This is a genomic window from Cytobacillus oceanisediminis (genome assembly GCF_003182355.1).
GTDB classification, from domain to species: domain Bacteria; phylum Bacillota; class Bacilli; order Bacillales; family Cytobacillaceae; genus Cytobacillus; species Cytobacillus oceanisediminis_A.
In genome coordinates, this window is the sequence record NZ_QGTW01000003.1 from 256,424 (window position 1) to 271,283 (window position 14,860).

General features: G+C 39.4%; 17 protein-coding genes. 4 read left to right on the top strand and 13 right to left on the bottom strand.

Translation table 11 applies throughout. The features are described from left to right. Positions 1-186: 186 nt before the first annotated feature. Complete coding sequence (gene prsW, locus DFO73_RS07990; RefSeq protein WP_110064253.1) at positions 187-876, bottom strand: glutamic-type intramembrane protease PrsW; 690 nt, start codon at positions 874-876, stop codon at positions 187-189. 154 nt (positions 877-1,030) lie between these two features. Here prsW and DFO73_RS07995 point away from each other — a divergent pair, with 154 nt between their 5' ends. Beyond that, positions 1,031-1,999: an asparaginase gene (locus tag DFO73_RS07995; RefSeq protein WP_110064254.1), complete on the top strand. Its 969-nt coding sequence runs from the start codon at positions 1,031-1,033 to the stop codon at positions 1,997-1,999. Positions 2,000-2,305: 306 nt separating this feature from the next. On the opposite strand, the gene DFO73_RS08000 is transcribed toward DFO73_RS07995, so the two are convergent. The 7 genes from DFO73_RS08000 to DFO73_RS08030 all read right to left on the bottom strand — a co-directional run bounded on the left by DFO73_RS08000 (position 2,306) and on the right by DFO73_RS08030 (position 8,664). Then, positions 2,306-3,286, bottom strand: a complete 981-nt coding sequence (locus DFO73_RS08000) for a YpdA family putative bacillithiol disulfide reductase (protein WP_110064255.1) — start codon at positions 3,284-3,286, stop codon at positions 2,306-2,308. Positions 3,287-3,445: 159 nt separating this feature from the next. Next, the gene (locus tag DFO73_RS08005; RefSeq protein ID WP_110064256.1) at positions 3,446-4,720 is read right to left on the bottom strand and encodes a Glu/Leu/Phe/Val family dehydrogenase; all 1,275 of its coding nucleotides are present in this window, start codon (positions 4,718-4,720) and stop codon (positions 3,446-3,448) included. 365 nt (positions 4,721-5,085) lie between these two features. Then, positions 5,086-5,664, bottom strand: a complete 579-nt coding sequence (locus tag DFO73_RS08010; RefSeq protein ID WP_110064257.1) for a genetic competence negative regulator — start codon at positions 5,662-5,664, stop codon at positions 5,086-5,088. Positions 5,665-5,792: 128 nt separating this feature from the next. Beyond that, positions 5,793-6,698: a MerR family transcriptional regulator gene (locus DFO73_RS08015; protein WP_110064258.1), complete on the bottom strand. Its 906-nt coding sequence runs from the start codon at positions 6,696-6,698 to the stop codon at positions 5,793-5,795. Positions 6,699-6,780: 82 nt separating this feature from the next. Continuing rightward, the gene (locus DFO73_RS08020; RefSeq protein WP_110064259.1) at positions 6,781-7,551 is read right to left on the bottom strand and encodes a metallophosphoesterase; all 771 of its coding nucleotides are present in this window, start codon (positions 7,549-7,551) and stop codon (positions 6,781-6,783) included. Between the two features lie 24 nt (positions 7,552-7,575). Continuing rightward, the gene (locus DFO73_RS08025) at positions 7,576-7,971 is read right to left on the bottom strand and encodes a hypothetical protein (protein WP_110064260.1); all 396 of its coding nucleotides are present in this window, start codon (positions 7,969-7,971) and stop codon (positions 7,576-7,578) included. 60 nt (positions 7,972-8,031) lie between these two features. Next, positions 8,032-8,664, bottom strand: coding sequence for a CBS domain-containing protein (locus DFO73_RS08030; protein ID WP_110064439.1), 633 nt, complete (start codon positions 8,662-8,664; stop codon positions 8,032-8,034). 145 nt (positions 8,665-8,809) lie between these two features. Between DFO73_RS08030 and DFO73_RS08035 the strand changes: the two genes are divergently transcribed. The 3 genes from DFO73_RS08035 to DFO73_RS08045 all read left to right on the top strand — a co-directional run bounded on the left by DFO73_RS08035 (position 8,810) and on the right by DFO73_RS08045 (position 9,975). Next, positions 8,810-9,040 (top strand): spore coat associated protein CotJA, encoded by a 231-nt coding sequence (locus DFO73_RS08035; RefSeq protein ID WP_110064261.1) that lies wholly within the window; start codon positions 8,810-8,812, stop codon positions 9,038-9,040. Further along, positions 9,037-9,297 (top strand): spore coat protein CotJB, encoded by a 261-nt coding sequence (locus tag DFO73_RS08040; RefSeq protein WP_110064262.1) that lies wholly within the window; start codon positions 9,037-9,039, stop codon positions 9,295-9,297. Before DFO73_RS08035 ends, DFO73_RS08040 begins: the two co-directional genes overlap by 4 nt. A gap of 108 nt (positions 9,298-9,405) precedes the next feature. Further along, positions 9,406-9,975 carry a manganese catalase family protein gene (locus DFO73_RS08045; RefSeq protein WP_110064263.1) on the top strand — a complete coding sequence of 190 codons (570 nt, stop codon included), beginning with the start codon at positions 9,406-9,408 and terminating at the stop codon, positions 9,973-9,975. A gap of 48 nt (positions 9,976-10,023) precedes the next feature. Here DFO73_RS08045 and DFO73_RS08050 read toward each other — a convergent pair whose 3' ends face one another. The 5 genes from DFO73_RS08050 to DFO73_RS08070 all read right to left on the bottom strand — a co-directional run bounded on the left by DFO73_RS08050 (position 10,024) and on the right by DFO73_RS08070 (position 14,623). Next, positions 10,024-10,482, bottom strand: coding sequence for a YpbF family protein (locus DFO73_RS08050; protein WP_110064264.1), 459 nt, complete (start codon positions 10,480-10,482; stop codon positions 10,024-10,026). A gap of 158 nt (positions 10,483-10,640) precedes the next feature. Further along, a complete protein-coding gene (locus DFO73_RS08055) occupies positions 10,641-11,363 on the bottom strand; it encodes a LysM peptidoglycan-binding domain-containing protein (protein WP_110064265.1) in 723 nt (240 codons plus the stop codon). Between the two features lie 72 nt (positions 11,364-11,435). Further along, positions 11,436-12,059, bottom strand: coding sequence for a CPBP family intramembrane glutamic endopeptidase (locus tag DFO73_RS08060; protein ID WP_110064440.1), 624 nt, complete (start codon positions 12,057-12,059; stop codon positions 11,436-11,438). A 6-nt stretch (positions 12,060-12,065) separates the two neighbouring features. After that, entirely contained in the window at positions 12,066-13,565 is a 1,500-nt protein-coding gene (locus DFO73_RS08065; protein ID WP_110064266.1) for a RecQ family ATP-dependent DNA helicase, read from the bottom strand. Then, entirely contained in the window at positions 13,562-14,623 is a 1,062-nt protein-coding gene (locus DFO73_RS08070; RefSeq protein WP_110064267.1) for a helix-turn-helix domain-containing protein, read from the bottom strand. The genes DFO73_RS08065 and DFO73_RS08070 overlap by 4 nt, the downstream gene beginning before the upstream one ends. Positions 14,624-14,860: the final 237 nt, after the last annotated feature.

Sequence of the window (14,860 nt, forward strand, 5' to 3'; positions counted from 1 at the left end):
CTTGAGGGTTTTTATAATAAAAGGCAAGGTGCCCGCATACTGGCGACAAGGTCCCTCAAGCCAATCGCCTCCTCCAAATTGCTCCCGCTTTAGTCGTGCGAAGGAATTTCTGGTAAAGCATTACTTATGGACCTAGAAAGTTATCGAAGTTCAAATTTCATATTCTTAAAAATAAAAAACTCTCCATCAGGAATGGAGAGTTTTCTGGAAATCCAATTGATTATCAATATGATTGACACTGTGTGCCCTTGCTTTCTTAACCTTTCTAAGGCCAAGCCACCAAAGGAAGATCATAAATGGGAACATTATATAAATCCAATGTTCAAGGGAAATTAAGATGTAGTCGTAAATGCCATGTAGGAGGAAGGGTACAAATAGCGAAAGGGCTATCCATTTTTTAGTAGCAGTTGCCGTGAATTTTCCTTTTCCTATATAATAGCCCATGATGACACCAAAAAGAGCATGGCTGGAAACAGGGAGCAGAGCCCTTCCAATTGCATGCTCGACTCCCAGAGCCAGCAGATAAAAGATATTTTCCGCAGTAGCAAAGCCAAGTGAGACAGAAGCACCATATACAATGCCATCATAAGGCTCATCAAAGGTTATGTGCTGATAGATCGTATAGAACAATATAAACCACTTAAAAAATTCCTCAAGAAGGCTGGAAGAAAGAAAAGCATCCAGCAGGCTTGATTGGAGTACACTTTCTGTTTCAAGAACATATTGGATAAACATGATGGGGAATACGAGCAAAGCACCAAACAAAAAGGTTTTAAATACCATTGAGATAGGCTCAGACTCATATTGATCTTTTAAATAAAAATAGCTTAATAATGCCAATCCAGGGGCGATGCCCGCAGATAATATACCCAGCATGCGCTGTCCTCTTTTCAATCTGTTTTCTTAATCGTATCATGATATAGAGAGAATTTAAATGATTATTCAAATTTTGGAAAAAGAAATACCTTTGATTACCTTTTATTTTTCATGCCATTAGAAAGACAAAAATGCAATTATTCGGGGGATTATTATGGAGAAGAAAAAAATTCTTGTTATTCATACCGGCGGCACCATTTCAATGAGCGAGGATGCCGCAACAGGCTCTGTAAAACCAACAGATTACAATCCTTTAACTGAAAAGACAAAGGAACTTTTATCTCTGGCAGAATTATTAATTGAAGAGCCCTTCCATCTTCCTTCACCGCATATAACACCGAAGGAAATGCTTAAACTGAAAGAAATTATTGAGGGATACATTGTAAAAGAAGATATATGCGGAGTCGTCATTACACATGGAACAGATACCCTGGAAGAAACGGCCTACTTTTTGGACTTAACTGTTAAGACGTCTCTGCCAATTGTTGTTACTGGTGCGATGAGGTCCAGCAACGAAATTGGTTCTGATGGTTTGTATAATCTTATCTCTTCCATCAGGGTCGCTGTTTGTGACGAAGCTAAAGACAAAGGTGTCCTCGTGGTGTTGAATGATGAAATCCATACTGCTGAGAATGTCACTAAGACACACACTAGCAATGTTTCAACATTCCAAAGCCCGCAATACGGCCCCATTGGAATCGTCACAAAACGGGGCGTATTATTTCACCATGCACCAACAAAAAGAGAGTATTATCAGATTAAAGATGTTTCCAAACATGTCATCCTTATAAAGGCCCACGCCGGGATGGATTCCTCCCTTCTTTTGGCGATTAGGGATTTGGATGTCGACGGAGTAGTCATTGAAGCACTTGGACAAGGTAACCTCCCTCCTGCTACTATTAAGGGTATTAAAGCACTTACCGAGAAAAAGATCCCAATTGTTCTTGTATCCAGAAGCTTTAATGGAATTGCCCAGGATGTTTACGGTTATGATGGAGGCGGGAAGCACCTTAAAGAAATGGGCGTCATCTTTTCCAATGGCCTTAACGGACAAAAAGCCAGGATTAAGCTGCTGATTGGACTTGAAAGCGAGCAAAGCATTGAAAAGATTTTTCAACTTTAAACCAAAGCGAAAATGACCTGATTAGTGTTTAAGTTTTAGGCTCTATTAAATTTGCCTGTTGATTTCAGCACGAGGCACTCAGCGAACGCGGGCGGTCCGACGCTCCTCGTCGCTTTGCTCCTGCGGGGTTTTTTGATCCGCACTCCCGCAGGACGTTGAATAAGCATCCTCGAATAAACACCGCACGAAGAAAATACGAATGCATTTTCGAGGAGCTCGTGCCTTCCGCACCGATCAACAGGGTGCTAAAAAACAACGATAAGCTTTAACAGAGCCAAATTTAAAAAGGCTGATCCCAAGTAAGGGTCAGCCTTTTTTTGCTTTGTTTTCTTTTTCATTAATGGCCTGGGCTATGAAACCACCGTGGAAGCGGCCATTTTCAATAAAGATTTCGTTAGCGTTATTGCCGGCTGCTATAACACCTGCAATAAAAATCCCCTGAATATTTGTTTCCATTGTTTCCGGGTCGAAAAGAGGACGTCCTGTTTCTTCATCAATCTGAATCCCCATACTTTTTAAAAATTCATGATCAGGATGATAGCCTGTCATCGCAAACACAAAATCATTTTTTATTTCATATTGCTGATTTTCTTTCGTGTAAGTCAGTTTATCCTCGCTAATTTCTTTCACATGAGCATTAAATTCCATCTTAATAGTCCCATTGCGGACTAATGCTTCAAACTCCGGCAAAATCCAAGGTTTTATGCTCGGGGAATAGTCCCTTCCCCTATAGATGACTGTCACTCTTGCCCCAGCTTTAACCAATTCAATTGCGGCATCCACACTGGAGTTTTTTCCGCCAATGACAGCTACGTCCTTATCAAAATAAGGATGGGCTTCCTTAAAATAGTGGTATACTTTCGGCAAGCCTTCTCCTGGGACTTCCATAAAATTCGGGTGATCATAATAGCCTGTAGCAATGACTACATACTTTGCAGCATATTGGCCCTTATCAGTTTTAACTTCAAAAGCCCCCTCATCCTTTTTGGCTATCTCCAATACTCTTTCATACGCGTTAATCTTAATCCCTTTTCTTTTCACAACTTCTCTGAAATAAGTAAGCACCTGATTTCTTTTTGGCTTATAGTTTTCTGTAATAAAGGGTACTCCACCTATTTCAAGCTTTTCACTGGTGCTGAAAAAGGTTTGGTGTGTTGGATAGTTGTAAACCGCATTTACAATATTGCCTTTTTCGATAACAAGCGGTTTTTTGCCCATTTCCTGCAGGGCAATGGCTGCTGCCAATCCGCACGGGCCACCTCCAACTATAATTGCGTCTATTGTCAAGATATTCTCACTCCTTAGTTCAAAACCAAAGGAAGCAATGTCACACTTCCATAACTATATGTTTTGTGTAAAAAAATCTCCCATCAATCTATGATAGGAGATTTTTTATGATTATTCAAATGTATTACTTCCATCTACTATAAGAAGGGACTTCTATTCTTAAATCCAGCCCCGGAATCTTGAGGCTTCCGCCATTTTCCGCACACCAACCATATAAGCAGCTAAACGCATATCCACTCTGCGTGTCTGGGCTGTCTGATAAATATTATCGAATGATTTAACCATTACCTTCTCTAGCTTTTCTTCCACTTCTTCTTCTGTCCAGTAGTAGCCCTGATTATTCTGTACCCATTCAAAGTAAGAAACCGTTACTCCTCCGGCAGATGCCAATACATCAGGCACAAGTAAAATCCCTCTCTCTGTGAGGATTTGTGTTGCTTGAAGGGTAGTTGGCCCATTGGCAGCTTCCACAACGATGCCGGCTCTGATGTTATGGGCATTTTCTTCTGTTATTTGGTTTTCAATCGCAGCAGGAACAAGGATATCGCACTCAAGTTCAAGCAGCTCTTTATTTGTAATTGTATCATTAAAAAGTTTAGTTACAGTACCAAAGCTGTCACGGCGATCAAGAAGATAGTCAATATCAAGACCGTTTGGATCGTACAAACCGCCATATGCATCCGAAATGCCGACCACCTTCGCACCAGCATCATGCATGAACTTTGACAAGAAGCTGCCTGCATTTCCAAAGCCCTGCACTACAACTCTTGCACCTTCCAAATTGATACCCTTTTTCTTTGCAGCTTCACGGATACATATCGTAACGCCTTTAGCTGTTGCAGATTCCCTGCCATGGGAACCGCCAAGTACAAGAGGTTTACCGGTAATGAAACCAGGTGAGTTAAATTCATCAATCCGGCTGTATTCATCCATCATCCACGCCATAATTTGGGAATTTGTAAAAACATCAGGTGCCGGAATATCTTTAGTAGGGCCAACAATTTGGCTGATGGCTCGTACGTATCCCCGGCTTAATCGTTCTAATTCTCCAAAGGACATATCCCGCGGATCACAGACAATCCCGCCTTTGCCCCCTCCGTATGGAAGATCGACAATTCCGCATTTTAAGCTCATCCAAATAGACAGTGCCTTTACTTCCTTTTCAGTTACATTCGGGTGAAAACGAATTCCGCCTTTAGTAGGACCAACAGCATCATTATGCTGGGCCCGGTAGCCAGTAAAGACTTTTACTGTTCCGTCATCCATCCGTACAGGAATTTTCACTGTCATCATGCGAATTGGCTCTTTTAGAAGTTCAAATACTTCATCTGGATATCCCAACTTTTCCAAAGCTTTATGTATGACAGTTTGTGTCGACTTTAAAACATCTAGTTTTTCAGCTTTATTTGAATCAGTACCTTTCTCGGCTACCATTTGTAAACCTCCTAGAAAAATCACTTTCATTAGTTGTCCGCTTCCATGACATAGTATACACCTTTGCCTAATTTATGCAAGAAGAAAAATACACTTTTCCGCATTTTTTGATTTTTTTATGAAACCGTTGTCATTGCTGATTTTAAAAGGAATTTTCTGTTTATTCTTATTACATGTTTTCCCGCTCATAGGCAAAGAAAACATCTATTTTCATTCTCCGATATACATGAAAGTCAACTGCTTTTTCGGTGGCTTTTACGGCGCATGAACTTAACATTGTTTTACCCAATTTTTACTTTGTTCATGAGTAATTAAGAGAAATTCCTTAAAATAAGGAAGAGGAGGAACCTTTCCCTCCTCTTATTTTATGAAAAAAAACACACTAGTTTTTTAACAGCCTTGTCTTTTATAATAATTTTGCCATATTCTTCAATGAGATGGATGCTGACAAATGAGGGATTACCGAATTCAGCTAATATGGCAACTGCCCGATGGATATCTTCACCGCAAATATCGGCGGCATAATAATAATATTGTCCTTTATAGGAATAGAGGCTTCCGTTCTCAATATGAACAAGGTTCAGCCTTTTGGCCATTTGAATTACATCCTCAAAATCCTGAAATTCGAACAAGATATCTTCACTGCCATCAACAGTTACTTGCATTTCAATAAAACCATCCTCAAGGAGCTCATCATCCCGCTGCTCCTCCATCGTTACAATCATGACCATTCCTTGAGCCTGCATTGAAAAAATTTCTACAGCGACTGTTCCTTGAATGTCAACTCCAAATTCTTCACTTGCTTCTTCGAGCATCTCATGGAAAAGCTGATGCCATTTTAAAGAGTCTTTCCAGACATCTTCCTTTGTAAGTCCCCTGTCCGTTAAATCGTCTAATGTAAGAAAGATTTTGATCTTATTATAATTCAAACGTTCTAAGCGCATAATAAGCCCCCTGCCCTGAACCAACTCTTTGGTTTAGTGTATGAAGATAAAAGAAGTTTGTGAGTCGTCTCCTTCTAAATGAAGACCAAAAATTAAATGAGCCGGCAACACGTGCCGGCTCATTTAATTTAATATAAATTTTCTTTTATCCATTTTTCCCATTCACCCTTTGAGCTTCCGGGAATAAATTCCTTATATTTCTTTTTTTCTTCTTCTGTCAGGCTGTCAATTGCGAATCCACCAATCCCTACATTGAGCGTCCCATAAGATTCAACCAGCCTCTCGGACAGTTTAAGGGTTTCGTATACATTTGCCTTCATGGTACAGGAAAAAAATAAAAACTTAGGCTTTACAATATCAATTACTTTATAGATATCTTCGTCTGCAATGCTTGTCCCAAGATAAACCACCTCAAAGCCCTTTCGCCTTAAAAAGAGAGTGAATATCAGAAGGCCAAGCTCATGGGCCTCACCGGGCCCGCATACTGCTATCGCTTTTGGCAAAACAGAATTATGCGGAAAAGAATGGAGGATCATTCCGATTCTTGACCTTAAAATAGACGAAGCAAAGTGCTCATGTGCGCTGGTAATCTTGCCATTTTCCCAAAGAGTGCCAATATTAACAAGCAATAAGCCTAATATATCAACAAGCACTTTATCAATTGTATACAAACTAAACGCCTGGTTGATCAAATCATGCGCTTTTGGTTCATCAAATTGAAGAAGAGACGCCAGCAGCTCATTTGCTAAGATACTGGACCTGTCTCCTTCTTTTTCCATTTGAATGGGCTCTGTATTCAGTTCATTGTTTTCCAGCAGAGAAACGGCCTGGCTTATTGAAAAACCCTGATTAACCTTCATCAGCAGCCATTTTAAAATTCTTACATGTTCCTCTGTATAGAGCCTGTGGCCTGATTCATTTCTTTTAGGGGCAACAATTTGATAACGCCTTTCCCATGCTCTTAAAGTACCTGGCTGAATGCCGAGCATTCTTGAAACTGCCTTAATATTGTATTTTCCTTCTTCATTTGACATGCTCAGCCCTCCATTCATTACCGATTATAGAAGTTACCAATAAGTGTGTAAACTCTGTATATGTTTTGAATAACATCATGGATCAGCTGTTCTTTAGAGTAATGAAATGAGTTTCGGCCTTTGCGCCCAGACGCAGTGGCACACCAGTTGTTCCGTATCCATTGCTTATCAGAATCGTTGTTTCGGGAAGCTTTTTGATCCGCCCCTTTTCATATGGGCTATAACCTAAGATATGAATTTGGCCACCATGCGTGTGTCCGCTTAGCACAAGGTGAATGTTGTGTTCTTTTTTTATCTGTTTTGCGATTCTGGGATCATGGCTTACTAAAACCCGAAAGCCGCCTGTTCCTGCATCTTCCAGAGCAAGATCCAGTCTTTCCCTATCCTTGCTTAGATCGTCTGTTCCAATTAATACAAAGCGATCCCCTTTCTGAGATTCAAAGGAAAGTGCTGTGTTATCAAGGATTTTCACACCGCATTCCAAAAGAAGGGCATCGAGCTGGTGAAAGTCTACTTCATAATCATTATTTCCCCAAACAAAATAAACAGGTGCGACTTCCATTAACAATAAAACGTTTTTCTTCACTTTTTCAAAAGGAACTCCCTTTTCCATAAGGTCTCCACCGATAATCACCAAATCCGGTTCTTTCCCTTTAATCTCCGCAATTATCTTATCGGAAATCAGCCGCCTATGAATATCAGAAATAAAAAAAAGCTTTACTTCTCCGAAGCTTTCCGGGAATTCGGAAAAAGAAAGCTCTTTATATATAATTCGATCCGCGAATGCCTCCTTGAGCATATAAATAAGTAATCCCGCACCGCCAATTAAGGCAAAAGCCGCTATATAAATCATAATTCCTCCTGCACTACATTGCCTCTATTCATAGTCTTCAGCAAATTTCAGTTTCTTAAAATCTAAAGAAATAATACCATAGATTACCGAAAAACAGAAAAGGGCAATCGTTTCCCAAAGAGAAATCGCAGACAAAATAAAAAAGCTTCCGATAATTAATAAACTCAGCAGAAGTTCAAAGAAATGTGTTTTTTTATATTTTACAAGCAATGCAGTCAATTCTATGGCGCTTCTGATCATCTCTGCATTGGCAATAAAGGCAATAATAAAAAAAATCATGCCTAAAAAAAAACCGCCCGGCTCCAGTACGAATATGACAATCATATCTGAAATACTCATCGGGATGGAGACCGGAAAAAACTTTATAAATAAAAAACCGCTTATTAAGCCAGTCAGTAGTTTCAGTAATTGATAATACACAAAAAATCCCTCCTATACAAATTGTATGAGAAGGATTTGTTTTGTTGACTATTTTCAAAATTAATCTTCTGTAATGTCGAGAACGCGAAAGCCCGATTTTTCAAGCTTGCTAATGAACTTATCCAGGTTGTTATTTTTCTCCACTTTCATAACAATCCGGCGTACCAGCTTATCTGTTTCATCAAAAGTTACCAGGGAAATGATGTGTTCATGGAAGTAGTGGGCAATTTCTGCCAATCTTGCTATCCGCCCTTCCGTTTCTACAGATGTAAACGCGATCCTTACACCTGAACGATTGGTGCCAAATGCAGATTGGAATTGTGCAAGTACATCAAATCTGGTGACTATACCCAGAAACTTTCGATTTTCTCCTAAAACCGCAAGCAAAGGAAAGTCCTTTAAGGCCAATAAAGTTTTTTCGAAAATTTCATTTCCCTCAAGGTAGTTCTCCTGATGTGTGGCAATATCTTTAACCAGCGTTGCATCCAAAAAATCCTCTTTTAATTTTCCTGATGAAAAGAAGTTCTCATATATTCCATATCTAGTGATAATGCCGACGTATTTATCGCCCTCCAATACTGGAAGCCCGTCAATTTGATGCTCCTCAAGCACTGCTAATGCTTTTTTCAATGTTTCATCCTGATCAACTGTATAACATGTGTGCTTTGGAATCATGATACTTTTCACAAACATTGCCATCACCTCAGAGTAATTAATAAGACCCCGCTTATATTTCGCCATCACTTCCGTTATCCCCTCTTTTTGTTAAATAAATTTAACATGAAAACCAAGGATTTCTCATAAGATTCAATGACGCACAAATAAGGAGGGATTAAACATGAACACACTCCGTAAAACTTGGCATCCTTATGTAAGCCCTTTTGACCCTTGTAAACCGATTACCGTTAAATCATATTCAACTCCTCCAAATCTATATATGGGGTTCCAGCCGCCAGGTCTTGAGCAATTTACACCAATGCAAGCCTTACGAACAGGCACTTTATGGAAAGCTTTCTATGACCCTTGGTATAGCCCATATGAAAAGGCCAGGGAGGGGCAGCAGCCATGAAACAATTGCCAGCAGAGTACTACCAGCTTCTCGAACAGCTGCAAGCAGTCGATTTTGTATTAGTTGACTTGACTCTGTATCTTGACACTCATAACGATGATTCAGAAGCCATTAAGCAGTTCAACCACTATGCGAAGGAACGTAAAAAACTAAGAAATGCAATTGAAAGCAAATATGGCCCATTAATGCAATACGGACATAGCTACTCTGGTCATCCTTGGAATTGGGATGACGCTCCATGGCCCTGGCAGGTGTAATATTTGTAAGCTGGCGCCTTCCATAACGGAGGCGCTGATAACTGGAAATATTCTTTTCTATGGATAACGTTAGCCGAAGCCAGAATTTCAGGGAGGGGTTGAAGAAAGATGTGGGTATATGAAAAAAAATTGCAATATCCAGTCCGGGTTAGCTCATGCAATCCGAAGCTGGCAAAGTTTTTAATCGAACAATACGGCGGTGCCGACGGAGAACTTGCTGCCGCTCTAAGATATTTAAACCAGCGCTATACAATACCGGATAAAGTAATCGGACTTTTGACAGATATAGGAACTGAAGAATTTGCACATTTGGAAATGATTGCAACAATGGTTTATAAATTAACAAAGGATGCTACACCTGAACAAATGAAAGCAGCGGGTCTTGGCGCACATTATGCAAACCATGATAATGCACTATTCTATGAAAATGCAGGCGGTGTACCATGGACAGCTACTTATATTCAGGCCAAGGGTGATCCGATTGCGGATTTATATGAAGATATAGCGGCAGAGGAAAAAGCAAGAGCAACCTATCAGTGGATCATTAACATGAGTGATGATCCGGATTTAAATGATGGCCTGCGCTTTTTAAGGGAAAGGGAAATCGTCCATTCGCAGCGATTCAGGGAAGCAGTAGAAATTCTTAAAGAAGAACGGGATAAGAAGAAATTCTTCTAACTTTTATACTTAAAATTAAAAAAGAAGCAGTCGGGCTGCTTCTTTTTATTATTTATTCTCATGGTAGAGGTTAATGTCGTAATTTTTTTTCATCATTTCGAAAACGGTATGCCGATTTTTCCATTCTTCTTCTTTTTTCCATAGATCCTTGCTCTTATCTATGATTTCACATCTTAATGCGTGAAATTCCTTTTCTGCTTTTTCTCTTTTTTCTCTCAGCAGATTCATTAGCCCATATAATCCAACCGTAAAAACAAGCAAATAGAAATTACCAGATTGGTTGACAAAGGCTGAAAACATAGAGGCAAATGAATACGAAAAAGGCTGCATAACCGTTTTGTAAATATAGAAAAAATATAAGAAAGATATAAACACTGTTGCCCACATGGCAACCAAATGCCATGACTTGAACTTATCAAACTTTTGCTTTCTCTCCACTACTTTTTCAAGCATCTTTCGTGTAGCCTGGTCTGTTCGATCATCAAGCATTTTAATCGGCGCCTCCATGATTCTCCCTCCTCTTTTCATAATAATGTATGAGCTTGTACAACATTATATGACAAGAGAGCGAAGTAAGCATGTAAAGTGTGAAAAACAACTTCATTAAAGGTTTTTGTCCTTTAAAACCTAATCTCGAAACAATTAAAGTCCACTCCTGCCTGCTCTTAATTCAGTGGAATTTGCAAAACCTGGCCAGTCATGATTTCGTTGGACTGCAAGTTATTGGCTTTCTTTATTATATCAATTCCAGCCTGTGACTTATAATAGGTCATCGCTATTCTGAAAATTGTTTCCTTTGGCTTAACCGTATGATAGACGATTTTTCCTTCTGTTTTGGGCTCTTCCTGCTTCTTGGGTTCAGCCGCTTTTTCAGGTACAGATTTTTCTGCTTCTTTTGGCTGCTCTTCCTGCTCTGGCTGGGCTGCAGAACCTTCAGCTTCTGAATCTTCCTTTTGAGAAGCTTGTGTTTCAGAATTGGCTGTGCTTTCCCCCTGTGCAGGAGAATTCTCAGGCTCTGTTGATTCTGATGCTATATTATCTTTTCTTACTTCTATCGTAGTCCCTTTATTAGTATCGTTTGTCTCATACCCAACTGTTTCAAAGCCTGTCTCGATAGCTCCAGCTTCTTCTGCAGCACCCATGCCTTTTTCTTTGCTCAAATAATTATAAATACTGAAAATAGTAATGGGAAGAAGGATAAAAAACATAGCGAGCAAGCGGATGACAGGATATTTAAGCTTCCATTTATTCTTTTTTCTCTTTTCCTGATGCACCCTGCTCCTTGGCGGCAGAGCTGATTTTGATCCACCCGTGTCCGATTCCTGCTTTCTATCAATCTTCTTACGGAGCCGTTCCGCCTGATCTCTGTAAGGGCCTTCTTTATTCATGGAACATCCCTTCCTGTAATAATATTCATAAGAAGCTATTTTTTAAAATAAATTTTTTTATTAATGGATCTGCTATTCGTTATGTATCACATTACCGTCCTGTTCATTCCTTTTCGCATTTTTGGAATGGCGGTTACGGATAATGACTCCCAATAAAAAATCAATCAGGAAATGCATAACGATGGTAACAAGCAAATTTTCGGTTACAAGATAAATATAACCTATAAAAAAGCTTAATGTAATAATATTTAAAAACAAAAACCAATTAAATAAATATCTATAATGAACAAGTGCAAAGATAATGCTTGAAACGGCCAGCCCAAAATGCGTTTGAATGACTCCCCTGAATAACAGTTCTTCACTGAAGGCTACTACTGCCGCTATCAATGCTATATGCAATAGATTTCGGCTTCGGAAAATCCTTTCATTCACCCCTCCATCATTATATAGGGATTGAGGAAGCAGCTTCATGAGGATTAGATCCACAACTACAATAGCAGCTCCCGCAGTCCCCCCAATCAAAAGGATATTAACATCATTCCACCTGAATAGATCTAAAAAAACGCTCAGACTATCAAATAATATAATACCTAATATAAAAGAAATAATTAATAGCAGAATTTGCGTCATATAGAGGTGAAATAACAGTTCTTTGTCAGTCAGGCCCTTAATAATATCCGCATACTTCTTTTTCATTTTCATTCACTCACCCGGAATCAGAAGCGCATCTAAATGATTCTTCCAATCATATAGCAGGTTCTCCTGATTTTCTTTATTACTCTTTTTTGTAAAAGCGTTTAGTTCCAGACCGCATACATCACAGCAGTTTCGGATAGCCACTTTTTTTTCCTCGTTAAAATGAGATAGAATATGCTCTCGGCGGCATACGTTCATACTAATCCAGCTATATACTTCTTCAATACTCTGCCTCTTTGACTCAAGCCTTTTCTGATTATAGACCTTGATCTCCTCCACAACCCGTTCAAGGGGGATTCCTTGATTGCTTTTTCGTTGAAAAAAGTCTTCAAAAACTCTCCATTGTGTGTCTGTTAAACCAGATATCTGCCTGATTTGCTCTTCGTATTGAGATAGACTTGACATAACCTCCCGATTTACCTCCAGCCATCCCCTTATCCAATCAATTTGCACGTCATCAGGCAATTCGCTTTCTGCGAGCTGGTAGGGAAGCTGTTCATCCCCAGGAGCAAAGAGGAGAATGGCAATACTTTTCTTTCCATCTCTTCCGGCCCGTCCAATTTCCTGCAAATACGATTCAATCTGCAGCGGCATATGAAAATGAATGACATAACGAATATTCTCTTTATTAATCCCCATGCCAAATGCACTGGTTGCACAAATTAGGTCTAGCTGTCCATGTATAAATTGCTGCTGTACCAAAATCCTGCTTTCCTGGTCCATTCCCCCATGGTAAGCCATAACACTGCCAACTCCACTGTCTCTAAGGAGCTCAGCAGTCTGCTCCGCCACTTTTTTGCTGGAGAAATAAATGATTCCAGGACCCTCAAGGGTTTCAGTAAGTTCAACAAGTCTTTCAATTTTATCCCGATAGCTATTTAACCTTTCTACTGACAGTGAGATATTGGGCCGGTCAACGGAATAAATAAATTCGCTGCCTTCTGTTATGCCAAGTGATTTTTTTATATCTTCCTTAACCGCGGGAGTAGCCGTAGCCGTTAAAGCTAATGTAAGCGGATTTCCGAGCCTCTTTCTGACTTCTCCAAGTTTTAAATAATCAGGCCTGAAATCATAGCCCCATTGGGATATACAGTGCGCTTCATCCACCACAAATAAAGCAATCCTCAATTTCTTCAACTGAGACAATACAGCTTCAAAATGAAGCATTTCCGGTGAAATAAAGATAAATTTATAGTGCCTTAAATTCATTAGCGATTGTCTCTTTTCTTCATGTGTCAAAAATGAATTAAAAGCAATCACCTTTTTCTCCCCGTTTAGCATAAGCTGCTCTGCCTGGTCCTGCATCAGGGACAGCAAGGGAGATATGATAATTACTTGTCCTTCAAGCAAGTATCCGGGAAGCTGATAGCAGAGAGACTTGCCTGTTCCTGTGGGAAGCATGGCCACAGTATCTTTTCCGGAAAGCACTGCTGCAATGATTTCTTTTTGGCCAGGTCTGAAGGATGTATAACCATATGTTTTTTGTAAAATAGTTTCTAAATTCATCTTTCTTCTTCTCCAAACTTCGCCAAAACTAATCTTATTTCAAAGTAATCCGCTTCCGGCACCAATTTACGAATTTGTTTTAGCTGCCGTGACTTAGAGCTATTTGCTGCCTCAAGAATTGATTTCTGCCTGGCATTCGCAACATACGGTGTGATATCAAAGCTGCTCATATTTAAAGCCACTTCTACTACGTGATCTTCTATTGTACTTTTTTTTAAATTTCTAATACGTGCTATTTCGTCTAAACCAAAGCCCTCGTCTAGCAATGAGTAAGTTTTTTTCGTTGAGAAAGTTAGCGGAACAGAATCCTCAGATCCAGAAACCAGTTTTCCCAGCAAAGGATATTGGGAAGGACTGTGTTTAATGCAATCCAACATATAATGGAGTACACCAAGAAATTGATGGTGATAATAATCCTGGCCTACCCCCAGCTGCTTGGCAGCCTGCACAGCGGTAAGGCCAATATGATTATAGCCTGTTAGCCTCAGGGTTAGAACAGCAGGATTAATATCACTTAGACTTCCGAGACAGTGCTGCAGTTCTTTATTCAAAAGAATTCCAAGTTCATTCCTGTCAGCTCCAGATGTTTTTAAAAAGTCTTTAAGCCAAGATAGTACATTCCGCTTTCTTTGAATTGGAAGATACTTTGCATGATTATAATTCAAATGCGAAATAACCTGTACAAGGAGTGAGATCCTCTCCCAAAGAACGCCTGTTGACGTATGGTATTTCCAGCCGTTTAAGGAAGATGGGATCGGGTATTCTAATAGAGCACTTTGCAAATACTTCTCTCCATTTACTCTTAATTCAAAATGGCCATTTTCATCCTGGCCAATCCAATTGGCGTTTTCCATTTCTGCAGCAAGCTGTTCAAGCTCTGATCGGGTTAATTGTCCAAATGTTTTAAAAAGACGGGTTAATTGGAATAAGTGGGCATCCTGGATCGTTTGAGAAGACTTTTTCCCATTTAACAAGTGCAGAATAGAATAAATCGTCCTTTGGCCCTGCAGTTCTTTTATACAATATAAAATGACTATTTTTAAATAAGAACTTTCCATGTTTTTTCACCTTATTGGCTGCTGGTTTTATTTTTAAGCACCTTTCTTGATGCTTTTAAGGAATTATGTACATAAAGACAATTTGTGTTCCTTTCCATTTTATCATGAAAGAAATAAGCAAATCGTTTTAAATAATTTTTTTAGGGTAAATTAAAGCTCAAACCCAGTTATGATAAGCATTCTCAATACATTTTCTATTGAAAAGTTGCCCATACAGTTTTACAATAGATATGAGGA